Here is a 23487-nt window from a genome sequence, read left to right on the forward strand (position 1 = left end):
CGGCGCCAGTGCCCGAGGGGCCAGGCGATCACGACGGCGCGGCCCACGACCTGCTCTTCCGCGACGGTGCCGTGGTCCTTCTCGTCGAGTGGCCGGCCCCTGCCACCGAGGAGAATCCCCATGGCGCGACGCCCCGAACCCCGCAAGCCCGTGAAGTCCCGGCCCAACCCGCTCGACGCGGCCGGGATCACGTACATCGACTACAAGGACACCGACCTGCTCCGGAAGTTCATCTCCGACCGCGGCAAGATCCGCAGCCGTCGCGTCACGCGCGTGACGGCCCAGCAGCAGCGGGCCCTCGCCGCCGCGATCAAGAACGCCCGCGAGATGGCCCTGCTGCCGTACGCCGGGCGCTGACGGCGACGCCACCGCCGCGGAAGGACCGTGAGGGTCCGGTTCCTCCGCGGCGCACCGCCGGGTGAACGCCCGGCAAGTGGGGGCCGCACAGGGGTTGTCAGTGCAATTTCACATTACTATGTTACACCGCACACGGATTGATGAGTCTCCGTCAAGTTCCGTGCGAAGCACAACGGTTCCCGGTTCTCACGCCTTCTGGGCGTACCCCCACGACCTCTGGAGCTCTGTTGTCCATCCACAGACGTGTGCGCTCGACCCTGCTCACCTCGACCCTCACCTCGACCCTGCTCACCTCCGCCCTCGCGGTGACCCTCCTGGCCGCGTCCCCGCAGACGGGTGCCCTCGCCGCAGACGCGGACGCTCACACTTCGGCCGCGACGACCGCCGTACCGACCGCCGTTGCCGCCGCCGCGCGATCCGGCGCCCCCGGCCCCCTGGCCGGACGCGGCAGCCACCCCTTCGACGAGGTGGAGCACTTGGCCGTCGCGCCCCGCGCCACCGTCGCGCCCGCGCCCGCCCCCGGCGGGCACGCGGCCGGCCGGATCCCCGGCCGCGCCCCGGCCGCCGTCACCGTCTCCCGGGCCGGCGCCGGGCCCGCGACGACCGCGACCGGTGTCCCCTGCACCCTCGACGGGATCACGGGCCTCGCCCCCGAGCGGTTCGCCGACTTCCTCGCCGACCCCGCCGTCACCGCCGACGGCTGTCTGCGCGGGCTCGTCTGGACCTGGGACGCCCGCCTCGCGCCCGTCCTGTCCGACGCGCACGTCCAGGCCGTCGCCCGCCGCATATCCGGCCTCGCCGCCACCCACGACGGCCGCAACTCCTCCCACCTGGAGGAGATGTTCACCGTTCTGCACGCCGCCGCGTACCACGACTTCTCGCGCCCGGAGATCGACCTCACCGACGCGCCCACCGTGGACGCGATCCGGCGGGCCGTCGCCGCCTTCGGCGCCGCGCCCCGCACCTTCGACGTCACGCGCAGCAACGCCGCCACCCTGCGCGAGGCCCTCTACGCGGCCAGCGCCCCGGGGCTGCGCCAGCACCAACTCGGCCTGATCAAGCGGGTCCTCGCCACCTTGGACCCGGCGCACCCCGCCACCCACCTCGACCCCACGTGGGCGGGGGCCGCGCTCGCCGCGCTCTCCGTCAACTACCTGGGCGTCTACCCGGGCAACCAGGACGCCGCCTTCCACGCGGCGGCCGCCGCCGACCCCTCGTACCGCGCCGCGTTCAAGGCCTTCGCCGGATACGCCCACCTCAAGGGCACCGCCAACGACTGGGTCGCCCGCGACGCCCTGAGCGAGTACGGCCGCTTCGGCCAGATCACCGGCCTGCGGACGGAGATCACCGCCGAACTCGGCGTGGTCCTGGGCCAGGTGGTGAACACCTTCGGCCGCGGCAGCGCCCCCTGGGCCGCCGTCGTCTCCTGGCTCAACGTCTACGAGGCGTGCAAGCCGTACGGCGTGTGCAAGGAGGACATCGAGGCGCAGATCTTCCCGTACACGTACACCTACGACAACGGCGCCCTCAAGGTCCGCACCGGCCTCGACCGGGCCACCGTCGACCAGCTCTACTACGCGAGCAAGCAGGTCAAGGCGCAGTTCCACCGGGTGCTCGGCACCGAGCGGCCGCTCGCCGGCGACCCCAACACCACCCTCACGGTCGTCCTGTACGCCTCGCGCGCCGACTACGAGAACTACCACCCCGTCCTGACCGGGATGGACACGAACAACGGCGGCATCTACATCGAGCGCGGCGCCACCTTCTACACCTACCAGCGCCGCGTCCCGCAGGACTCCTCCCTCACCCTCGAGGAGCTCTTCCGCCACGAGTACACGCACTACCTGAACGGCCGGTGGGCGGTCCCCGGCTTCTTCGGCGAGGGACCCTGGTACCAGGGCGACCGCACCACCTTCATGGACGAGGGCACCGCCGAGTTCTTCGACGGCGCCACCCGCGACGACGGCATCGCGGTCCGCAAGTCCCTCGTCCGGTCCGTCATGAACGACACGGCGGGCGGCGGCCCCCGGATGACCCTGCGGCAGATCCTCAACGCCACGTACGACGGCGACGGCTTCCGCTTCTACGCCTACGCCGGGACGTTCTTCGAGTTCCTGTGGACCGAACGCCCCTCGCTGATCCGCGAGATGTACACCCACCTGCGGAACAACGACGTCGCCGCGTACGACGCCTGGCGCGCCCGCCTCGGCGCGGACGCCGCCCTCCAGAGCGGCTACGACCGGTTCCTCGACGCCCAGATCGCCCGGGTCGACGAGCTCTTCGTGCCGCACACCACCTTCACGCCCAACGAGCGGCTGCGCGACGCGGCCGTGGAGGCGGTGCGGTCCTCCTTCGCCGCCGCCACCTCCAACACGCCCACCTGCGCCGAGACCGGCGACCCCGGCAAGCGCCGCTTCCTCTGCACCGGCCGCATCACCGCGAACCTGGCCAACTGGGCCAGCGCCGACCAGAACTTCAAGGACATGTCCGAGACGGTCGACTACTTCATACTCGACCGTGCGGGCGCCGCGTCCACGAACCTGGCCGACATGAACTGCTCCTTCGGACCCGTCGAGATCTGGTCCACCAAGGTGGCGGGCACGTCGTCCTACAGCTGTGAGGGCCCCCTCCGCAGCTGACCCGCACGCGCCGGGCCGGCCGCGCCTCCCAGGAGCGGCCGGCCCCGGCGTCCGTCCCGTCCGCGCACCCACCGCCCCGGAGGCCGTACGCCATGCGCACCACCCCGCACCCCCCGCCGCCGCGACCGGGACGGGGGGTGCGGCCGTGACCCGGCCCCTCGCCCTCGACGGCCCGGCCCTGGCCCGGCTGCTCGGCCCCGCGGGCGGCGCCAGGGCCGGCGCCGCGGCCGATGTCACGACCCGCGCCGCGCCCGGCTTCCTGGTGGACGTCCTCGCCGACGTCCTGCGTGCCGGACTCGACCCCGACGCGGGACCGGCGCGCGCCGCCGTTCCCGTACCGGCCGGCCACCTCCTCCTCATGCCCGCCGCCCTCGGGTCCTTCACGGGCGTGAAGGTCGCCGGTGTCGCCCCCGGCAACCCGGCCCGCGGTCTGCCCCGGATCATCGGCTCCTACCTCCTCCTCGACGGCGCCACCCTGGAGACGCTCGCCGTCCTCGACGCCGCCACCCTCACCGAGCTGCGGACCCCGGCCGTCTCGGCCCTCGCCGTCCGCCTGCTGACGCCCGCCGACCGGCCCCTGCGCCTCCTCCTCTTCGGCACCGGCCCCCAGGCGTACGGCCACCTGGCGGCGGTCCGCGCCGTGCGCGAGGTCGCCGAGGCCGTCGTCGTCGCCCGCGACCCGGCCAAGGGGCGCGCCCTCGCCGCCCACGCGCGGTCCCTCGGCGTCCCCGCCCGCACCGGCACCGCCGACGAGGTCGCGGAGGCCGACCTCGTCGTCTGCTGCACCTCCTCGCGGGCACCGCTGTTCGACGGCGCCCTGGTGGCGACCGGCGCGACCGTGGTGGCGGTCGGCTCGCACGAACCGGACGTCCGGGAGACCGACTCCGCGTTCGTCGCCCGCGCCGAGGTCTGGGTCGAGGCCCGAGGGGCGGCGCTCCGCGAGGCCGGGGACCTCGTCCTGCCCCTGGCGGAGGGCGTGATCGGGCCCGACCACGTGGCGGGCGACCTCGCCGACCTGGTCAACGGCCGCCGCGAGCCGTCGGCCGGGCGCCCCCGCTTCTTCAAGAGCGTCGGCATGGCCTGGGAGGACCTGGCGGTGGCGGCGGCCCTGTACCGGGCCCACGGGGAGCGGGGCGCCGCCCCAACGGGCGAAGAAGCCAAGGGTCTTGGCACACGGAGTGCCATGTGAAATATTACTGAGGTGCCCACGGGAGAAACCTCGGACGTCATCGTCGTCGGCGCCGGTGTCGTCGGCGCGGCCTGCGCCCACTACGCGGCCCTCGCCGGTCTGACCGTCACCGTCGTCGACCGCGGTTCCGTCGCGGGGGGCACGACCGGAGCGGGCGAGGGCAACCTCCTCGTCTCCGACAAGGAGCCGGGTCCCGAACTCCAACTCGCCCTCCTCTCCACGGCGCTGTGGCGAGGCCTGGCCGAGCGGCTCCCCCCGTCCGTCGAGTACGAGGCGAAGGGCGGCCTCGTCGTCGCCTCCGACGAGACGGGGCTCCGTGCCCTCCGCGCGTTCGCCGCCCGCCAGGAGAAGGCGGGCGTCGTCACGCACGAGGTGCCGGGTGACCGGCTCCACGACCTGGAGCCCCACCTCGCACCGGGCCTCGCCGGCGGCGTCCACTATCCCGAGGACGCCCAGGTGATGCCCGCCCACGCCGCCGCGCGGCTGCTCCGAGCCGCCGGCGACCGTGTCCGCACCGCGCTGGGCGAGGAGGTCACCGGCCTCCTCACCGGCGCGGGCGGAGTGGTCCGCGGCGTGCGGACCACCACCCGCGACCTCCACGCCCCGTACGTCGTGAACGCGGCCGGCACCTGGGGCGGCGCCCTCGCCGCACGCGCCGGCGTCCACCTGCCCGTGCTGCCCCGCAGGGGCTTCGTCCTCGTCACCGAACCCCTGCCGCGGGTGGTGCGCCACAAGGTGTACGCCGCCGACTACGTGGCCGACGTCGCCAGCGGCTCCGCCGCCCTCCAGACCTCCGCCGTCGTCGAGGGCACCCCCGCGGGGCCCGTCCTCATCGGCGCCAGCCGCGAACGCGTCGGCTTCGACCGGACCCTCTCCACCGAGGCCCTCCGCCGCCTCGCCGCCGGAGCCCTCGCGCTCTTCCCCGTCCTCGGCACCGTGCGGGCCGTCCGGACCTACCCCGGCTTCCGCCCCTACCTGCCCGACCACCTGCCCGCCATCGGACCCGACCCGCGCCTCCCCGGACTGCTGCACGCCTGCGGCCACGAAGGCGCCGGCATCGGACTCGCCCCCGTCACCGGACAGATCGTCGCCGCCTGCCTCACCGGCGCCGAACCTCCCCTCGACATCCACCCCTTCCGACCCGAGCGCTTCACCGCCACCGCCACCGCCACCGCGGACTGAACCGCCCGCCCCGACCCGAGAGGAGCGCCCGTGGCCCGCACCCCCGCCGACCTCGTCGGGGCCCGGACCCAGTCGCCGTTCGAGATCACCTTCGACGGCCGGCGCGTCACCGCCCTGCCCGGCCAGAGCATCGCCGCCGCCCTCTGGGGCGCGGGCATCCTCGCCTGGCGCACCACCCGGAACGGCGGCAGACCGCGCGGCGCCTTCTGCGGCATCGGCCAGTGCCACGACTGCCTCGCCACCGTCAACGGCCGCCCCAACCGGCGCGCCTGCCTGCTCCCCGCCCGCCCCGGCGACACGGTCACCACCCAGGAGGGCCACGGCCATGACCGCCTCGGCGACTGAACCGGACGGCGACCGCCACCCCGCCACCCCTTACGACCTCGCGGTCGTCGGCGCGGGCCCCGCCGGACTCGCGGGCGCCGTCACCGCCGCCGAACTCGGCCTGCGCGTCGCCCTGGTGGACTCCGCCGAGCGGCCCGGCGGCCAGTTCTACCGCCATCCGGCGCCCGCCCTCGGAGCCGTACGGCCCGAAGCCCTGCACCACGACTGGGCCGCCTTCACCGCGCTGCGCCGACGCCTCGCGACCGGCCGCGTCGACCATCTGGGCGGACACCACGTCTGGACCCTCGTCCGCGAGGCCGACGCCACCTGGACCGCGCACGCGGTGACCGGCGCCGACGGAACCGCCGAGGCGCCCGTACGGATCAGGGCCCGCGCCGTGCTCCTCGCCACCGGCGCGCACGAGCGCCACCTCCCGTGCCCCGGCTGGACCCTGCCCGGCGTCGTGGCCGCCGGGGGAGCGCAGGCGATGCTGAAGTCCGGGCTCGTCCTGCCCGGCAGGCGGGTCGTCGTCGCGGGCGGCGGCCCCCTGCTGCTCGCCGTCGCCGCCTCGCTCGCGGCGGCGGGCGCCCGGATCCCCGCGGTCGTGGAGGCCGCCGGATACCTGCGGTACGCCCGCGCGCCCCGGGCCCTTCTCGCCAACCCGGGCAAGGCCGTCGAGGCCCTCGTCCACGGCGCCGCCCTCGCCCGCCACCGCGTGCCCGTACGGCTCCGCAGCGCGGTGACCGAGGTGCACGGCACCGACCGGGTGGAGGCCGTCACCGTCGCCCGCCTGGACCGCGACTGGCGGCCCGTACCGGGGACGGGCCGCCGGATCGCCTGCGACGCGCTCGCCGTCGGCTACGGACTCGTGCCGCAGATCGAACTGGCCACGGCCGTCGGCTGCGCCACCCGGACGCTGCCCGACGGCACCGTGGGGCTGGCCCTCGACGACCTCCAGGAGACCACCGTGCCCGGCCTGTGGGCGGCGGGCGAGACCGGCGGCGTCGGCGGGGCCGCGCTCGCCCGCACCGAGGGCGAACTCGCCGGCCGGGCGATCGCGGCCCGGCTCCTCGGCCGCCCCCTCGACGCCCGGACGCTCGCCGGACCGCGCCGCCGCCGGGACCGGATGCGCGCCTTCGCCGACGTGATGGCCGCCGCGCACGCCCCCGGGCCCGGCTGGACCGGGTGGCTCGGCGACGCCACGGAGGTGTGCCGCTGCGAGGAGGTCCCGGCGGGCCGGGTCCGCGAGGCGGTCGCCGAACTCGGCGCGCACGACGCCCGGACCGTCAAGCTGCTCACCCGGGCCGGCATGGGCTGGTGCCAGGGACGGATGTGCGGTGCGGCCGTGGCATGTCTCGCGGCGGGCGGCGGCTGCCCCGAACCGGCAGCCGAACGCCGCCCCCTGGCCGTCCCCGTACCGCTGGCGACGCTCGCCGCACTCGACGGACCGTCGGAGACCCCGACGGAGAACCGGAAGGAGCCCCCGGCCGGGCCGCAGGTCGGCGAACTCGCCTGACCGCCCACGCTGTTCGGACCCGAAAGTCGGCGACGACCTCTTGTGGAGGTGCCGCCGCCTCTTAGTAAAATGTCACACACTACAGAAAGGTCGTCCGCGATGAACGCCACCACCTGGAGCGCCGAACGTCCCTGGCGCGGCATCATGGTCGCCACCGCCCTGCCCTTCAGGGAAGACCTCTCCGTCGACCACGACGCCTACGCCGAACACGTCGCCCGACTCGTCGCCGACGGCTGCGACGGCGTCGTCCCGAACGGCTCCCTCGGCGAGTACCAGACCCTCACCGACGACGAGCGGGCCCGCGTCGTCCGCACCGCCGTCGAGGCCGCCGGCGACGGCGCCCGCGTCATGCCGGGCGTCGCCGCCTACGGCAGCGCCGAGTCCCGCCGCTGGGCCGAGCAGGCCGCCGAGGCCGGCTGCGGCTCCGTCCTGCTCCTGCCGCCCAACGGGTACCGCGCCGACGAGACCGCCGTCCTCGCCCACTACGCGGAGGTCGCCGAGGTCGGCCTCCCCGTCGTCGCGTACAACAACCCCATCGACACCAAGGTCGACCTCACCCCCGGCCTGCTCGCGCGGCTCCACCGCGAGTGCGGCGTCGTCGCCGTCAAGGAGTTCAGCGGCGACGTCCGCCGGGCCTACGAGATCGCCGAACTCGCCCCCGAACTCGACCTGTTGATCGGCGCCGACGACGTCCTCCTGGAACTCGCCCTGGCCGGCGCCGTCGGCTGGATCGCCGGCTACCCCAACGCCTTCCCGGCCAGCTGCGCCGCGCTCTACCGGGCCGCCGTCGCCGGCGACCTCGCCACCGCCCGGCCGCTCTACTCCTCCCTGCACTCCCTGCTGCGCTGGGACTCCAAGGTGGAGTTCGTCCAGGCCATCAAGTTGTCCATGGACATCACCGGCCGCCGCGGCGGGCCCACCCGGCCGCCGCGCCACCCGCTCACCGGCGCTGCCGAGGCCGCCGTGCGCACCGCCACCGAGAAGGCCGTCGCCGCGGGCCACCGCTGACCACCCGCCCGAACCCCTCCGAACGGCCGCCGCGCCCACCGCGGGCCCCGGCCCCCCGGCCGTCCGGCGCCCGCCCCCCTTCCGCCCACCGAGAGGAACCCCGTGCGCACGCGTCACGTCTTCCACGCCGTCGACTCGCACACCGAGGGCATGCCCACCCGGGTGATCACCGGAGGCGTCGGTGTCATCCCCGGTGCCACCATGGCCGAGCGCAGACTCCACTTCCTCGCGCACCTGGACCACCTGCGGACGCTCCTCATGTACGAGCCCCGCGGCCACGCGGCGATGAGCGGCGCGATCCTCCAGCCGCCCACCCGCCCCGACTGCGACTACGGGGTTCTCTACGTCGAGGTCTCCGGGCTCCTCCCGATGTGCGGCCACGGAACGATCGGCGTCGCCACCGTCCTCGTCGAGACCGGCATGGTCCCCGTCACCGAACCCGTCACCACCGTCCGGCTCGACACCCCGGCCGGGCCGGTCGCCGTCGACGTCCGGGTGGAGGACGGCGCCGCCACGTCCGTCACCCTCACCAACGTCCCCGCCTTCTGCGCGGGCCTGGACCGCGCCGTCGACGTCCCCGGCCTCGGCAAGGTCCGCTACGACCTGGCGTTCGGCGGCAACTTCTACGCCTTCGTCTCCCTCGACGACCTCGGCCTGCCCTTCGACCGCGCCCGCAAGGACGACCTCCTCGCCGCCGGACTCGCGATCATGGACGCCGTCAACGCGTCCCCCGACCGGCCCGTCCACCCCACCTCGCCCGAGATCGCCGGACTCAAGCACGTCCACCTGACCGCGCCGGGCTCCGACGCCCACCACTCCCGCCACGCCATGGCCATCCACCCCGGCTGGTTCGACCGCTCCCCGTGCGGCACCGGCACCAGCGCCCGCATGGCCCAGCTCCACGCCCGGGGCGAACTCCCGCTCCACCGCGACTTCGTCAACGAGTCCTTCATCGGCACCCGGTTCGTCGGACGGCTCACCGCGGAGACCGAGGTCGCCGGGATGCCCGCCGTCGTCCCGACGGTCACCGGCCGCGCCTGGATCACGGGCACGGCCCAGTACTTCCTCGACCCCGACGACCCCTTCCCCGCCGGCTTCCTCCTGTGAGAGGTCAGCCGCCCGCCTGGGGTGCGGCGGCGGGCAGGGGCGCCGTCAGCGCCGACCGCACCTCGGCGGCGAGGGCGACCGGGTCGCCCGTCGGACGGGTCGGGTACGTGCCGTGGCCCCGCGCCCAGGCGTCGTCCCGCGCGAACCAGTCGATCGGGACCGGCGCCGTACCGGTGGCGAGGGCGTGGTCGAGGCCCTCGAAGTAGGCCGCCCAGCGCGGGGCGTACACGTCCCTGACCAGCCCCGCCCACTCGCGGTTGGCGTAGTCGCGCAGTCCGCCCGTCTCGCTCGGACCCCGGTCACCCCAGGTCGTCAGGATGGAACGGGCGTCGTACTCCAGCCGGTCGCTCTCGGCGGTGTCCGCCCCCCACGAGCGGGCGGCCGCGAGCCACGGCCCGAGGAGGAACCGCCGGTCGGAGGCGACCAGCCGCCCGAGCAGCTCCGCGTCCGCGTTCCACCGGCGCACCAGGGCCCGGAACCCTTCCAGGTCACCCGACTCGTACGCGGCCCGGACGCGCGGCAGCAGCACCCGCCCCCGGTTGGTGAGCGCCTGGCGGGCGACGTCCACCAGGTCGAAGCGGTACGCGTCCGTGCCCCGCAGCTTCGGGGCCACCCGCAGCAGCTCGTCGAGCGCGCGCTCCACCGTCGCCGCGTCGTACCGCATCGCCGTCGGGCTCCAGCGCGCCGCCCGCGTCGCCGTCAGGCTCGGCCGGGCGGCGATCAGCCCGTCCTGCGGTTCGCTCCACGTGCCGGACGGGGTGCTGTACGGGCCGCGGCGCAGTTGCTCCCACGCGGCGGCGGCGTGCGGGTCCGCCCCGCCGTAGCGCCGGGCCGCGTACCCGGCGAACCAGCTCTCCTGGTCGATCGGGCCGGGCTCCCAGGCGAGTTCGGTGAACAGGTCGAACGCCGCCGGGTTCCCGCCGGTGCCCTCCGGGAGGTACGCGATCCCGCGCAGCGCGCTGCCGGGTTCGCTCCGCCAGGCGTGGAAGCGGCTCACCCACACCGCCGTGTTGGCCCCGAGGGTCGTGTGGCCGCCGAAGTTCGGGATCGCGCCGAAGGCGTACGGCGCTCCGCCCCACTGGGCCTCGCGGTCCAGCCCGTCGTAGCGGTCGGAGAGCCCGTCCACGATCAGCACCCGGGCGCGGTCGACGCCGCTGAGCAGGGCGGCCGTCGGGTTCTTCTGCCAGCCGAGCATGACCCAGGTGGCGCCGGGGCGCGCGGTGTCCAGGGCGCGCTGGACGGCCCCGGCCGCCGCCGCGACGTTCACGGACCCGGCCTGTCCGCCCTCGTGCAGCATGTCCATCTTGAACATGTCGGTGTCCCCGAACCGCTCCCGCTGGTGGCGGTAGTAGGCCGCGGCGAGCCGGTCGAAGACCGGACCGGTCGGATCCAGCCAGTCGGGCCGGTCGAACCCCACCCACCGGCCCTGCGGGACCGTCACCGCGCCCTCGTTCCGGGCGGCGAAACCCGGCGGCACGGTCCCGAAGAACCCCGGCAGGACCGGCGTCATGCCGAGCGAGCGCAGATGGTCCGCGATGCGCGCGCCCAGCTCCGCGCGGGCCTCGACGAGCCGTGCCGAGACCGGTCCCGCGAACCCCGACATGTTCTGCAGCAGCCACCAGGCCTGGTGCGCGGGGCCGGGGATCCAGCCGCGCAGCTCGGCGGCGTCGTAGTCGAACTCCTGGAGCGCCCGGTAGGAGGAGTACTCGGCTCCCGTCGGGACGAACACCTCGTTCACCCCGTGCAGCGCCATGAGGTCGATCTCGCGCCGGTACGTCGCGAAGTCGCGGTACGCGCCGGAGTAGCCCTCGTCGGTGTCGTTCAGGGCGTACCGGTGCGGCACGGTCGCCGACCGGGTCAGCGTGCCGGGGACGGCCGGCAGCGTGGCCGGCAGCCGGCCCAGGCTGTCGCCCGGCCATCCGATGTCGACCCCGGCGACCCGCTCCAGGTACCAGCCGACCCCGGTGAGCAGCGTGGCCGGCGAGGTGCCCCGCACCCGGATCGCCCCGGCCGGGCCGGAGACCGTGAAGGAGTCGGCCGCGGCGGGCTCGTCGTGCGGCAGCAGGGTGAACTGCCCGGCGGCCCGCGGCCCGAGCAGCCGCTCCAGGGCCGCGCGGGCCGGTCCCGTGTCGAAGCCGGGCGCGGCGACCGGCCGGGGGGAGGGGATCGGCCCGGAAGCGGGACGGGGCCCGGGGGCGGCGCCGCCCCGTGGGGACAGAGTGCCGGGCGCGGCGACCGTCACGGCGGCGACCGCCAGGACGACGAGGACGTGACGGCATCGGAGGAGGAGGCGGCGGCCCATCTGGCTCCCTGCGGGACGGTGACGAGGCATCGCCGCCCACTGTGCGCGCCGCCGCGCCGCCGGGGACGCAGGCGGAGCCGACGATCGCCGGGCACTCATACGGACGGGTGCGGCCGCCGCTCGTCCGGCGCCCGCACCCGGTCCCGTACGACCGCGTGCCCTCCGCGGCCCGCTCCGTGCGGCCGCGCCGGTGTCGTGCCCCCGCGGCCCGCTCCGTACCGCCGCGGTCGGTGCCGCGGTCGTCAGCTCATGACGCGGGGCCGAAGCGGAACACCCGCTCCGACCAGGAGCCGTCCGTCTCCGCCGCGTCGAGGGCCGCGGTGATCGTCCGCTCCTCGAAGGCGAAGTGCGACTCCATGATCGCGGTCAGGCCGTCGAGCTCGCCCGCGACGGCCCGCAGGTCGGCGCCGCTCGACGCGGCGGCCCCGTCGGCGAGTGCGCGCACCCGCGTCAGGATCGAGGAGATCAGCTCGTGGTCCTCGACGAGTTTCGCGATCGTCGGTGCGAGGTCGGGGCGTTCGCGGACGAGGTCGGCGAACATGCCCTCGTCCTCGCCCTCGTGGTGGGTGGTCAGCGCACTGCAGAAGGCCAGGCAGTGCGTGCGCAGGGCGGCGTCGTCGAAGCCGCTCCGGCCGAGGTTCGACCGGATGTCGCCGATGCGGCGACGGAGTTCCTGATGCGCGTGGGTGAGCTGGCGGCTCAGGGCAGCGGCACGGCTGCCGTCAGGGGATGCCACGGAGGTGGCCCTTTCGTTCCGCACCTCCATGCCTGACGCGGTCCGCCACCGGCACGCGATGCCGACGCCATCCGATCACGCCGCCAGCGGCCCTCGCAAGGTCGGGAACCAGCCGGGGATCAGGCCTCCTCGGAGCCCCGCGGGCCGAGGATCCTCCGGTCCTCCGCGGTGATGCGGACGTCGTTGATGCTGGCCTCGCGGCGCCGCATGAGGCCGTGGTCGTCGAACTCCCACTGCTCGTTGCCGTGGCTGCGCCACCACTGGCCGTCGGCGTCGTGCCACTCGTACTCGAAGCGCACCGAGATGCGGTTGCCGGTGTAGGCCCACAGCTCCTTGCGCAGCGCGTACTCCTGCTCCTTGGCCCACTTGCGGGTGAGGAACGCGACGATCTCGGCGCGGCCGGTCAGGAACTCGTCGCGATTGCGCCAGACCGAGTCCGGTGTGTAGGCGAGCGAGACCCGCTGCGGATCGCGGCTGTTCCACGCGTCCTCGGCCGCCTGGACCTTGGCCGCCGCGGTCTCCGCGGTGAACGGGGGGACGGGCGGACGGAGTTCGGGCACGGGTTGCTCCTTTGACGGCCGGTCAGGCGGGCTCCAGGCCGAGCCTAGGCCGCCCGGATCGGGGCGGTCAACACCGTTCAGTCGCGGAACTGTACGGTTCAGTGCATGCTTCGGGCCGGGTGAAGGTGGCGACCGCCGACCCCTCGCCAGTTACTCGCCGGTACGAAATGATGGAGGCGACCATCCACACGGCCCGGAGGCTGAGGCAGCGGTGACGACATCCGACGAACGACCCACCACGGTGCACGCCTTCCGGGACGACGCGCTGGGCGAGCACGACGCCGTCGGCCTCGCCGAGGCGATCCGGCGCCGCGAGGTCGGCGCCGCCGAGGCGGCCAGGGCCGCGGCCGCACGCGTCCGCGCGGTCGAGGACCGGCTCCACGCCGTGCAGGTGCACACCGACGTGCCCGACGGCGCCACCGCCGAAGGCGGGGTTTTCGCCGGTGTCCCGACCTTCGTCAAGGACAACACCGACTACGCGGGACTCCCCACCGGCCACGGCAGCGCCGCCTTCACCCCGAGGTCCGCCCGTCGCCACGCCCCCTTCGCCCGCCAGCTCCTCAGCACCGGCGTCACCGTGCTCGGCAAGACCCGGCTGCCCGAGTTCGGCTTCAGCCCGACCACCGAGTACGAGGACGCCGAGCCGGTACGCAACCCGTGGCACACCGGCCACTCCGCGGGCGGTTCCTCCGGCGGCAGCGCCGCGCTCGTGGCCGCCGGAGCCGTCCCCCTCGCCCACGCCAACGACGGCGGCGGCTCCATACGCATACCCGCCGCCTGCTGCGGGCTCGTCGGCCTCAAACCGACCCGCGGCCGCGTCGTCCCGAACGCCCAGAGCCGCCAACTCCCCCTGGACATCGTCTCCGACGGCATCGTCAGCCGCTCCGTACGGGACGCCGCCGCGTTCCTCGCGGGAGCGGAGACGTACTGGCGCAACCCGAAACTGCCGCCCCTCGGCCGTGTGGAGGGCCCCACCGGGCGCCGGCTGCGCGTCGGCTTCCTGGTGGACTCGCCGACCGGCGTCCGCGTCGACGACGCCACCCGGACGGCCGTCACGGAGACCGTGGCGACCCTCGAACGCCTCGGCCACACCGTCGAACCCGTCGAGGTGCCCATCGACCCGCGCTTCACCGACGACTTCCTCACCTACTGGGGCATGCTGTCGTTCCTCCTCGGCGCCACCGGCCGCACCCTCGCCGCCGACTTCGACCGGCACCGCATGGACGGACTCAGCCGGGGGCTGCGCGAGCAGTACCGGCAGGCCTGGCGGCGCACCCCGGGAGTCCTGCGCCGACTGGGCCGCACCAAGGTGGCGTACGCGGCGGCGTTCCGCGGCCACGACCTCCTGCTGTCGCCCGTCCTCGCGCACACCGCGCCCCCGATCGGGCACCTCTCGCCGAACGTCCCGTACCCGGCCCTGATCGAGCGGATCCTCGCCTACGTCGCGTTCACGCCGGTCGACAACGTCGTCGGCACGCCGTCGGTCTCGCTGCCCTCCGCCACCGCGACCGACGACGGACTGCCGGTCGGCGTCCTGTTCTCGGGCCGCCCCGGCAGCGAGCGGACCCTCCTGGAGATCGCGTTCCAGCTGGAGGCCGACCGCCCCTTCCGGCGCATCCAGGACGTGGCCGCCGTTCGGGACGGCGTCGGATAGCCGGCGCCCTTCCCGGCGGACGCGGGTGCGGGTGGCTCCCGGGGCGCGAGCACGGGCGTACGGTGGAGCACCCGTTCGGACCAAGACGACCGGGCGCGGCCGTGTCCGCCGGCGCCGCGGGTCCGTTGGGGAGGGTATGACCACGTCACGACGCCTCTCCTCCGTCCTCGCCGTCGCCGCCGCCTTCTCCTGCATCGGTGCGACCGCCTCCACCGCCGTCGCCGCCACGAGCCCGCTCGGACCGCCGATCAGCCCGGTCGCCGAGCTGGACGCCCTCACGACGACGGGAATCCCCGAGGAGTCCCGCGGGGAGTTCCCCGGCATCGCCGAGCAGCTGGGCGGTCTGAGCCGGGTCCACGAACTGCACCAGCTCCACCAGCTCACGGACCAGGCCGCGCCGGTGATGGGCCTGCTGCCGGAGATCTCCGCCTGACCGTCGGCGCCCCCGTCCCCGACGGACGGGCCGCCGCGTTCGACGCGTGCCCGCGACGGGCCGCCCCTCCCTGGGGGCGGCCCGTCGCCGCGTGGCGGCGTGCCCGTGTCCCCCGTCTCCTTCACGGAGGGCCGGTCTCCTTCGTGGAGGCCGCCCTCGACCCGGCTCCTCGTGATGGGCATGTCACCGGGACCGCATAGCATGACCGCCCATGAGCACCAGTGACGACGACGGAAGACCCCTGGTCGACGGACGGTTCCGGCTGATCTCCCGGCTCGGGAGCGGTGGCATGGGCACCGTCTGGCGGGCGCGGGACATCGCCCTCGACCGTGACGTCGCCCTCAAGGAGGTGCGCCCGCCCGACCCCGCCGTCGAGGAGGCCGATCCCGGGCTCGCCGCGCAGCTGCGGGAGCGTGCCGTGCGCGAGGCGCGGGCCCTGGCCCGGCTCTCCAACCCGCACGTCGTGACGATCCACCACATCGTGGACCCGCTGGACGGCTCGCACCCGTGGATCGTGATGGAACTCGTCGAGGGCCGCTCGGTGTACGAGCGCCTCGCCGAAGGGCCCATGTCCGTCCCGGAGGCCGTCACCCTCGGCCGGCAGGTGCTGTCCGCGCTGCGCGCCGCGCACGCCGCCGGCATCCAGCACCGCGACGTGAAGCCCGCCAACGTGCTGCTGCGCCCCGACGGCAGCGCCGTGCTCACCGACTTCGGCATCGCGGTGCTCAACGAGGCGACGTCCCGCCTCACCTCGACCGGCGACCTCATCGGCTCGCCCGAGTTCATCGCCCCCGAACGGGTCCGCGGCGAGGAGGGCAACCCGGCATCCGACCTGTGGTCGCTCGGCATGCTCCTGTACGTGGCGGCCGAAGGCCACCATCCGCTGCGCCGGGCCACCAGCCTCGCGACCGTGGTCGCCGTGCTCGACGACCCGATCCCCCCGCCCGTGCGCTCCGGAGCCCTCGCGCCCGTCCTCGGCCGGCTCCTGGTGCGCGACCCGGCCCTGCGGCCCGACGGCGCCCTCCTTGAGCAGCTGCTCGCCGAGGCCGCGGCCCGCGAGGACGGCACGGCGGCCCCGGCCGACGCGGTGCCGCGGGTCGCGCCGCCCGCGGGGGCCTTCGGCCCGGCTCCGTACGCGCGGCCGGTCGCCCCCGCCCTCCCGTACCCCTCCTACGGCATGCCCGCGACGCCCTCCGGGGGCGGCTTCGGCCCGCCCGTGCCGCCGGCCGCCCGGGCGCGGCGGCGCGGCGTCCTCCTCGCCCTGGCGCTCGTGCTCGCGGCCGCGGCCGTGGTGACCGTCGTCAAGACCCTGCCCGACGGCGGCACCGGGGGCGACGGGGCGAAGGGCGGCACGACCCCGACGGGCGGCTCCACGGCGACCAGCGGTACGAAGCCGAACGGCGAGCCCTCGTCGTCGCGCTCGGAGGCCCCGCCCGCGACCACCGGGAGCCTGCTCACCCCGGCGAACGCCCGCGCCGTCATCGGGGCCTTCCGCGACGCGGCCGGCGGGACCACCACCATCGCCGACCTGACGCTCTACGAGGACTACGCCCTGGCGTCGATCCCGACCAGGCCGGGGGCCAAGAGCTACGACCGGTACGAGTACCGCGACGGCGCCGTCCGCAACCTCGGCCCCGGCGGCACGATCGGCGACCAGCCCGACGACCAGGTCTTCGACGTCGCCACCATGCCGTGGGGCGACCTGACCACCCTGGGCAAGCGGGCCGACCGCGAACTCGCCGTGGAGGAACCGAACCTGCGGTACGTCCGCGTCGAGCGCTGGAGCTTCAACGACAACCGGCCGACCCTCATGTACTACCTCACCAACGAGTACAGCGCCGTCGGCTACCTGGCCGTCGACGCCAACGGCAAGGTCGTCCACACCCTGAAGGGCGACTGACGGACCCGCTGAAGAGCCGGGGGCCCTCGGGCTGACAGGTCAGGGGGGCGGAGCCCGCATCGTCCGCTCCGCTCCGGGCGTTCACTCGTCACGGTGGACGCGGGCGCACCCGCCCTCCGCCGCCGGGGCCTTCGGGCACGGTGGGGCCATGCGCCTTCGCCGTACGACGGTCGTCCTCCTCGCCGCTCTCGTGACGAGCGGCTGCACGGCCGTCCCGCACAGCCCCGAGCCCCGCCCGACCGCGGCGCGGCCCGCAGCGCTGGCGCCCGCCGGTGACCGGACGGCCGAGCCGACGACCGCACCGACGACCGCGCCGCTCACCGAGGCCCCGGCGCGCGAGGAGCTCGCGACGACGGGGCCGAGCCCCGGCACACCGATGCCGTCGAACCGGCCCGCGCGCACGGGGGAGACGGGCGGGCACGGGGCCGGAGCCGGGCAGCCGGACGCGCGCAGGACGCCGGCGACGGCCCGCCGCGGCAGCGCGACCACCGCCCAGGCGCCCGTACCGTCGCACCGGTCCGTGCCCGCGCCCGTCCGTACGCACCGCCCGACCGGCGGCCCCGTCCTGCCGCCGGAGATGCGGAGGCTCTGCCGGCAGGCGGAGGCGATCGGGGCGCCCATGGGGGCGGCCGAGCTGTGCCGGAGGACCTACGGATGAACGGATCGGCGCCTGGCCGGATGAGGTGAGCCGCGTCTCACCGGAGCCCGTCGATCTTGCTATGCAACGAGTTGCATAGCAAGATCGGGGCCATGGCGCTCGAACACGCGATCCTCGTGTCACTCCTTGAGAAGCCCGGATCCGGATACGAACTGGCCCGGCGCTTCGAGCGGTCCATCGGCTACTTCTGGACCGCCACCCACCAGCAGATCTACCGCGTGCTCAAGCGCATGGAGAACGACGGCTGGGTCGAGGCGCGGGAGGTCCCGCAGCAGGGCCGCCCGGACAAGAGGGAGTACTCGGTCGCCGACCTCGGGCGGGCCGCGCTCTCCAGCTGGCTGCACGAGCCGATCGAACCCGAGAGCGTCCGGCACGACCTGGCCGTCAAGATCCGCGGCGCCGCGTTCGACGATCCCGCCGCGCTCGTCCGCGAGGTCCTCCGGCACCGGCAGGCGCACACCGACCGCCTCGACCACTACCTCTCGGGCGAGGCGCGTGACTTCCCCGCGCCGCCGACGGGCGCCTTCGAGGGGGTGCCCCTCGACGCCGAGCGGGAGCTGCAGCACGTCGTGCTGCGCGGCGGCATCGCGTACGAACGCATGATGATCGCCTGGCTCGACGACGTCCTCGCCACGCTCGGCCGCTTCGGTCCCGCGACCTGACGCCCACGGCGTCCACCCAGCGCCACCGCGTCCACCGCGCGCACCCGTCCGTCACACCCACACCCACACCCGCACCCTCACCCTCACCCTCAGCCGAAAGGCGGCACCCATGGCCGACGCGCTGCTCTTCAACCCGCGCACCTACGACCCCGCGCACTTCGACCCCGCGACCCGCAGGCTGCTGCGCGCCACCGTCGACTGGTTCGAGGAGCGCGGCAAGCGCCGGCTGATCGAGGACTACCGGACCCGGGCCTGGCTCGGAGACTTCCTCGCCTTCGCCGCCGAGGAAGGGCTCTTCGCGACCTTCCTCACCCCGGCCTCGGCCGCCGGCGAGGGGGAGGGCGACGGCGCGGGCGACAAGCGCTGGGACACCGCCCGCATCGCCGCGCTCAACGAGATCCTCGGCTTCTACGGACTCGACTACTGGTACGCCTGGCAGGTCACGATCCTCGGACTCGGCCCCGTCTGGCAGAGCGACAACGGTGCGGCGCGCGCCCGGGCCGCCGAACTCCTCGACCAGGGCGAGGTGTTCGCGTTCGGCCTCTCCGAGAAGACCCACGGCGCCGACATCTACTCCACCGACATGCTCCTCACGCCCGACGGCGAGGGCGGCTTCCGCGCCACCGGCTCCAAGTACTACATCGGCAACGGCAACGCCGCCGGTCTCGTCTCCGTCTTCGGCCGCCGCACCGACGTCGAGGGCCCCGACGGCTACGTCTTCTTCGCCGCCGACAGCCGCCACCCGGCGTACCACCTGGTCAAGAACGTCGTCGACTCCTCCAAGTACGTCAGCGAGTTCCGCCTGGAGGACTACCCGGTCGCCGCCGAGGACGTCCTGCACACCGGCCGCGCCGCCTTCGACGCCGCGCTCAACACCGTCAACGTCGGCAAGTTCAACCTCTGCACCGCCTCGATCGGCATCTGCGAGCACGCGATGTACGAGGCCGTCACGCACGCGCAGAACCGGATCCTGTACGGCCGTCCGGTCACCGCGTTCCCGCACGTGCGGCGCGAGCTGACCGACGCGTACGTCCGTCTCGTCGGCATGAAGCTGTTCAGCGACCGCGCCGTCGACTACTTCCGCACCGCCGGTCCCGACGACCGCCGCTACCTCCTCTTCAACCCGATGACGAAGATGAAGGTGACCACGGAGGGCGAGAAGGTCATCGACCTGATGTGGGACGTCATCGCCGCCAAGGGCTTCGAGAAGGACAACTACTTCGCCCAGGCGGCGATCGAGATCCGCGGGCTGCCCAAGCTGGAGGGCACGGTCCACGTCAACCTCGCGCTGATCCTGAAGTTCATGCGCAACCACCTCCTGGAGCCCGTCGCCTACGAGCCCGTGCCGACCCGCCTCGACGCGGCCGACGACACGTTCCTGTTCCGCCAGGGACCGGCCCGCGGCCTCGGCTCGGTCCGCTTCCACGACTGGCGCCCCGCCTTCGACGCGTACGCCCACGTCTCCAACGTGGCCCGCTTCCGCGAACAGGCCGACGCCCTCTGCGCGTTCGTGACCACGGCCGCCCCCGACGAGAAGCAGAGCCGCGACCTCGACCTGCTCCTCGCCGTCGGCCAGCTCTTCGCCCTCGTCGTGCACGGCCAGCTCGTCCTGGAGCAGGCCGCCCTCACCGGCCTCGACGAGGACGTCCTCGACGAACTCTTCGCCGTGCTCGTACGGGACTTCTCCGCGCACGCCGTCGAGCTGCACGGCAAGGACTCCGCGACCGAGCAGCAGCAGACCTGGGCCCTGGGCGCCGTCCGCCGCCCGGTCGTCGACGAGGCCCGATCGGACCGCGTCTGGCAGCGCGTCGAGGCCCTGTCGGGCGCCTACGAGATGGCGCTCGAGCCCCGCTCCGACGTCTCCTGACGCTACTCACCGCGTCTGGCGTCGAGCACCTCGTCGAGCGTCGTGGCCGCCATGATCAGCGACAGGTGGGTGAAGGCCTGCGGGAAGTTGCCGAGCTGCTCTCCCGCGGGCCCGATCTCCTCGGCGAAGAGCCCCACGTGGTTGGCGTACGTGAGCATCTTCTCGAAGGCGAACCGGGCCTGGCGGACCCGCCCGGCGCGGGCCGCCGCGTCCACGTACAGGAAGGTGCAGAGGCTGAACGTGCCCTCGCCGCCCGCCAGGCCGTCGGGGGAGGCGTGCGGGTCGTAGCGGTGGACGAGGCTGTCCTTGACGAGCCCGGCCTCGATCGCGTCCAGGGTGCCGAGCCAGACCGGGTCGGTCGGGCTCAGCAGCCCGGCGCGGGGGATCAGCAGCAGCGAGGCGTCCAGGACGTCCCCGCCGAAGTACTGCACGAGCGCCCGGCGCCGGTCGCTCCAGCCGCGGTGCATGACCTGCGCGAAGATCTCGTCCCGCATGGCGCGCCAGGTGTCGAGCGCGGCGGGGCGGCCGAACTCCTCCGCGAGGCGCAGCCCCCGGTCGAAGGCGACCCACGACATCACCCGGCTGAACGTGAAGTCCCGCTGCCCGCCCCGGGTCTCCCAGATGCCCTCGTCCGGCGTGTCCCAGGACTTCGCCAGCCAGTCGAGCAGCGCCGACACGGCCTGCCAGCCCTCGTACGTGGGCTGGGTGTCGAGGCCGCGGCCCTGCGCGAGGGCGTAGAGCACCTCGCCGTAGATGTCGAGCTGGAGCTGGTCGGCGGCGGCGTTGCCCACGCGTACCGGCGCGGAGCCGCGGTACCCCTCGAAGTCCTCCAGGATCTCCTCCTGGAGCCACGGGTCGCCGTCCACCCGGTACATGATCTGGAGCGGTCGGCCGCCGGCCGTCGGCGCGGCGGACCGCTCCGCCACGCGGTCCGTGAGCCAGGAGGTGAAGGCCGCGGCCTCCTCGGTGAAGCCGAGGTCGAGCAGGGCCCGCACGGCGAGGGAGCCGTCGCGGATCCAGGTGTAGCGGTAGTCCCAGTTCCGTTCGCCGCCGACGGACTCGGGCAGTCCGAGGGTGGCGGCGGCCACGGGCGCGCCCGTCGGCAGGTAGGTGAGCAGTTTCAGGGTGATGGCCGAGCGGTGCACCATGTCGGGCCAGCGGCCCCGGTACCGCGCGGTGCGTACCCAGCCCTGCCAGTAGTCCACGGCGTCCCAGAGCGCCGCCTCCACCTCGTGCGGTTCCGGCAGCGGCGGGGCGGGCGCGGCGGGGCCCGCCACCGTGAAGGCCGCGCCGGCCACCTCGCCCTCGGTGAGCGTGAGGCGGCCGCGCACGTCGTACGGGCCGTCCCGCTCCATCGGGATGTTCGACTGGAGGAACGCCGAGATGCCCGGGGCCCGGAAGGAGGCCGTACGGCCGTCGAGGCTCGTCTCGTGCGGGTCGTGGCCGAAACCGAACCGTGGCCGGCACTCCATCGTGAAGGTCACGGCGCCGCGGGTGCACCGCATCACCCGGAGCAGCGCGTGGCGCTCGGTGGGCCGCCCCACCCGGTCGGGCGGCATCCAGTCCATCAGCTCGCCCACGCCGTCGGGCGACATGAACCGGGTGACGAGGACGGCGGTGTCCGGGTAGTAGAGCTGCTTGACCGTCACATCGGGTGCCACGACGGCGAGTTGGAAGTGGCCGCCCCGGTCGTGGTCGAGCAGCGAGGAGAAGATCCCGGGCGAGTCGAAGCGCGGGGCCGCGAACCAGTCGACCACGCCCTCGTCGGAGACGAGCGCGGCGGTCTGCAGATCGCCCACGAGGCCGTGGTCGGCGATGGGCGGGTAGCGCCTCATGCCCTCCACTATCGGTGAGAACGCGCGCGCGGGCTCGGCGGCCGCCCCGGGATGCCGGGGCGGCGGGGGAGGCGCACCATGACGGGGGAGGGCCCAGCAGGTGGCGGCCCGCCGTTGTGGGGCCCCGCGGGCCGAGGGGCTCAGTAGGGCTGTCCGAGCGCCCGCACCTCCCTCAGCAGCGTGGCGCGGTCGATGGCGTCGCACCCGGTCGCCGGTACGGTGCAGGCGTAGGCGCCTGCCACCGCCCCGTACAGGGCGCAGCGGTCGAGGCTCTCGCCGGTCAGCCGCCCGTAGAGGAACCCGGCGGCGAAGGCGTCCCCCGCGCCGTTGGAGTCCACCACGGGGGCGCGGGGCGTGACGGCCGGCACGTGCACCGGGCGGCCCCCGGCGGAGGTGAGCAGGTGGGCGCCCTCGGCCCCCGCGGTGACGACCACGACCTCCGCCCGGCCGCGCTCCAGGACGTCCCGCATGGTCCGCTCCGGGTCCTTCAGCGCGGCGGCGGAGACGAAGACGATGTCCGCGGCGAGCGCGAAGGGCTCGTGGTACGGGTTCTCGCCGTCCCAGTCGTGCAGGTCCGTGGAGAGCGTGAGCCCCGCCTCGCGCAGGACGGGCAGGGCGTGGGCGCAGGGCTGGGTGAGGGAGACGTGGGCGTGGCGGCTCGTCGCGGCGAGGGCCCGCACGGTCTCCTCGGGCAGCCGGTCCGAGTCCCGCCAGCGGTCCGCGTCGTAGAGGGAGAGCCGTCGGCCGTCGGGCGCCACGAGGTTGACCGCGCGCTTCGTGCCGGCGGGCAGCGGCACCTCGGTGAACGGGATGCCCCGCTCGCGGTGGAAGGCGCGGACGAGGTCTCCGGCCGGATCGTCGCCGATCATGTCGATGTGGTGGGTCCGCAGGCCGAGCGAGCCGAGCCCGAGGGCCACGAAGTCCCCGGTCTGCCCGGCGCGCGTCTCGATGCCCGGCCGGATCATGTAGCTGTCGGCGTACGGCAGCGGAAGCTCGGGGACGTACACGATCGTGTCGACCCCCGCTCCGCCGAGGACGAGGACGTCGTACGTGCTGCCGCTGCTCATCGCTGCCCCTCTCGTCCGCGCCCGGGCGGGCGCGACAACCGGCCGTGGCCACGGGCGAGTCAAGCAGCCGCCCCCGAGCGGGGCAAGAACATGCGGAAAATTGCCGCAAAGCTTTGCGCGGGGGCAGGCGTTGCCGGGTGGCGGGCCGGGAGTCCCCGCAGCTCAGACCGTGGATGGGGGCGGGACGGGGCACCTCTGCGGACCTGGTAGATTGATCCATGTCGCCGCGCGGGAACACCCCGAACGGATGACGAAACACCTGTCCGGGTGGCGGAATGGCAGACGCGCTAGCTTGAGGTGCTAGTGCCCTTTATCGGGCGTGGGGGTTCAAGTCCCCCCTCGGACACGATCGGTTCGCCGACGTCGTGGTGGTCGAGAGCGGTCTCGGCCACCACGTCGCTTTTTCCGGTGCTTCGCGGACCTGGCCGGGCCCTTCGTATGAGTGTGCGCTTGTCGGTCGTGCGTCGCGGGCGACGCCCGGCTCTGGGCCC

19 protein-coding genes, 1 tRNA gene and 1 pseudogene are annotated in these 23487 nt (G+C 74.6%); 15 read left to right on the top strand and 6 right to left on the bottom strand.

Annotated elements, in window-relative coordinates; translation table 11 throughout:
- Positions 1–89: pseudogene (locus ACWDVG_RS26365) on the bottom strand (signal peptidase I); the annotation flags it as partial.
- 31 nt (positions 90–120) lie between these two features.
- Between ACWDVG_RS26365 and rpsR the strand changes: the two are divergent.
- The 8 genes from rpsR (at position 121) to ACWDVG_RS26405 (ending at position 9322) form a co-directional block, all read left to right on the top strand.
- Positions 121–357, top strand: coding sequence for a 30S ribosomal protein S18 (rpsR, locus tag ACWDVG_RS26370; protein WP_451702538.1), 237 nt, complete (start codon positions 121–123; stop codon positions 355–357).
- Positions 358–602: 245 nt separating this feature from the next.
- Positions 603–2996: a collagenase gene (locus ACWDVG_RS26375; RefSeq protein ID WP_451702540.1), complete on the top strand. Its 2394-nt coding sequence runs from the start codon at positions 603–605 to the stop codon at positions 2994–2996.
- A gap of 145 nt (positions 2997–3141) precedes the next feature.
- Complete coding sequence (locus tag ACWDVG_RS26380) at positions 3142–4185, top strand: ornithine cyclodeaminase family protein (protein ID WP_451702542.1); 1044 nt, start codon at positions 3142–3144, stop codon at positions 4183–4185.
- A 12-nt stretch (positions 4186–4197) separates the two neighbouring features.
- On the top strand, positions 4198–5367 hold the full coding sequence (locus tag ACWDVG_RS26385) for an NAD(P)/FAD-dependent oxidoreductase (RefSeq protein ID WP_451702543.1): 1170 nt from the start codon (positions 4198–4200) through the stop codon (positions 5365–5367).
- Between the two features lie 30 nt (positions 5368–5397).
- The gene (locus tag ACWDVG_RS26390) at positions 5398–5712 is read left to right on the top strand and encodes a (2Fe-2S)-binding protein (RefSeq protein WP_451702544.1); all 315 of its coding nucleotides are present in this window, start codon (positions 5398–5400) and stop codon (positions 5710–5712) included.
- The gene (locus ACWDVG_RS26395) at positions 5693–7207 is read left to right on the top strand and encodes an FAD-dependent oxidoreductase (protein WP_451702547.1); all 1515 of its coding nucleotides are present in this window, start codon (positions 5693–5695) and stop codon (positions 7205–7207) included. Before ACWDVG_RS26390 ends, ACWDVG_RS26395 begins: the two co-directional genes overlap by 20 nt.
- A gap of 99 nt (positions 7208–7306) precedes the next feature.
- Positions 7307–8215, top strand: coding sequence for a dihydrodipicolinate synthase family protein (locus ACWDVG_RS26400; RefSeq protein ID WP_451702548.1), 909 nt, complete (start codon positions 7307–7309; stop codon positions 8213–8215).
- Positions 8216–8317: 102 nt separating this feature from the next.
- Positions 8318–9322: a proline racemase family protein gene (locus tag ACWDVG_RS26405; RefSeq protein WP_451702549.1), complete on the top strand. Its 1005-nt coding sequence runs from the start codon at positions 8318–8320 to the stop codon at positions 9320–9322.
- Positions 9323–9326: 4 nt separating this feature from the next.
- Here ACWDVG_RS26405 and ACWDVG_RS26410 read toward each other — a convergent pair whose 3' ends face one another.
- The 3 genes from ACWDVG_RS26410 to ACWDVG_RS26420 form a co-directional block, all read right to left on the bottom strand.
- Positions 9327–11654, bottom strand: a complete 2328-nt coding sequence (locus ACWDVG_RS26410) for an alpha-N-acetylglucosaminidase (protein ID WP_451702550.1) — start codon at positions 11652–11654, stop codon at positions 9327–9329.
- Between the two features lie 217 nt (positions 11655–11871).
- Positions 11872–12360 (bottom strand): hemerythrin domain-containing protein, encoded by a 489-nt coding sequence (locus tag ACWDVG_RS26415; RefSeq protein WP_451702551.1) that lies wholly within the window; start codon positions 12358–12360, stop codon positions 11872–11874.
- A gap of 119 nt (positions 12361–12479) precedes the next feature.
- Positions 12480–12920, bottom strand: a complete 441-nt coding sequence (locus ACWDVG_RS26420) for a nuclear transport factor 2 family protein (protein ID WP_451702552.1) — start codon at positions 12918–12920, stop codon at positions 12480–12482.
- A gap of 211 nt (positions 12921–13131) precedes the next feature.
- Between ACWDVG_RS26420 and ACWDVG_RS26425 the strand changes: the two genes are divergently transcribed.
- From ACWDVG_RS26425 to ACWDVG_RS26450, 6 genes are all read left to right on the top strand, one after another.
- On the top strand, positions 13132–14574 hold the full coding sequence (locus ACWDVG_RS26425; protein WP_451702554.1) for an amidase: 1443 nt from the start codon (positions 13132–13134) through the stop codon (positions 14572–14574).
- 136 nt (positions 14575–14710) lie between these two features.
- Positions 14711–15007 (top strand): hypothetical protein, encoded by a 297-nt coding sequence (locus tag ACWDVG_RS26430; RefSeq protein WP_451702556.1) that lies wholly within the window; start codon positions 14711–14713, stop codon positions 15005–15007.
- Positions 15008–15218: 211 nt separating this feature from the next.
- Positions 15219–16907 (top strand): protein kinase domain-containing protein, encoded by a 1689-nt coding sequence (locus ACWDVG_RS26435; protein WP_451702557.1) that lies wholly within the window; start codon positions 15219–15221, stop codon positions 16905–16907.
- 148 nt (positions 16908–17055) lie between these two features.
- Positions 17056–17565, top strand: coding sequence for a hypothetical protein (locus ACWDVG_RS26440; protein WP_451702559.1), 510 nt, complete (start codon positions 17056–17058; stop codon positions 17563–17565).
- A 92-nt stretch (positions 17566–17657) separates the two neighbouring features.
- Complete coding sequence (locus ACWDVG_RS26445; RefSeq protein WP_451702561.1) at positions 17658–18227, top strand: PadR family transcriptional regulator; 570 nt, start codon at positions 17658–17660, stop codon at positions 18225–18227.
- A gap of 109 nt (positions 18228–18336) precedes the next feature.
- Positions 18337–20094 (top strand): acyl-CoA dehydrogenase family protein, encoded by a 1758-nt coding sequence (locus ACWDVG_RS26450; RefSeq protein WP_451702563.1) that lies wholly within the window; start codon positions 18337–18339, stop codon positions 20092–20094.
- A 2-nt stretch (positions 20095–20096) separates the two neighbouring features.
- Here the strand turns inward: ACWDVG_RS26450 and ACWDVG_RS26455 are convergent, their stop codons facing one another.
- Both ACWDVG_RS26455 and ACWDVG_RS26460 read right to left on the bottom strand, forming a co-directional pair.
- Positions 20097–21929 carry a glycoside hydrolase family 15 protein gene (locus tag ACWDVG_RS26455; RefSeq protein ID WP_451702564.1) on the bottom strand — a complete coding sequence of 611 codons (1833 nt, stop codon included), beginning with the start codon at positions 21927–21929 and terminating at the stop codon, positions 20097–20099.
- A gap of 140 nt (positions 21930–22069) precedes the next feature.
- Positions 22070–22996 (bottom strand): adenosine kinase, encoded by a 927-nt coding sequence (locus tag ACWDVG_RS26460; RefSeq protein WP_451702566.1) that lies wholly within the window; start codon positions 22994–22996, stop codon positions 22070–22072.
- A gap of 261 nt (positions 22997–23257) precedes the next feature.
- Between ACWDVG_RS26460 and ACWDVG_RS26465 the strand changes: the two genes are divergently transcribed.
- Positions 23258–23342: transfer RNA gene (locus ACWDVG_RS26465), tRNA-Leu, on the top strand.
- Positions 23343–23487: the final 145 nt, after the last annotated feature.

This window comes from Streptomyces sp. NPDC003327 (assembly GCF_053589515.1).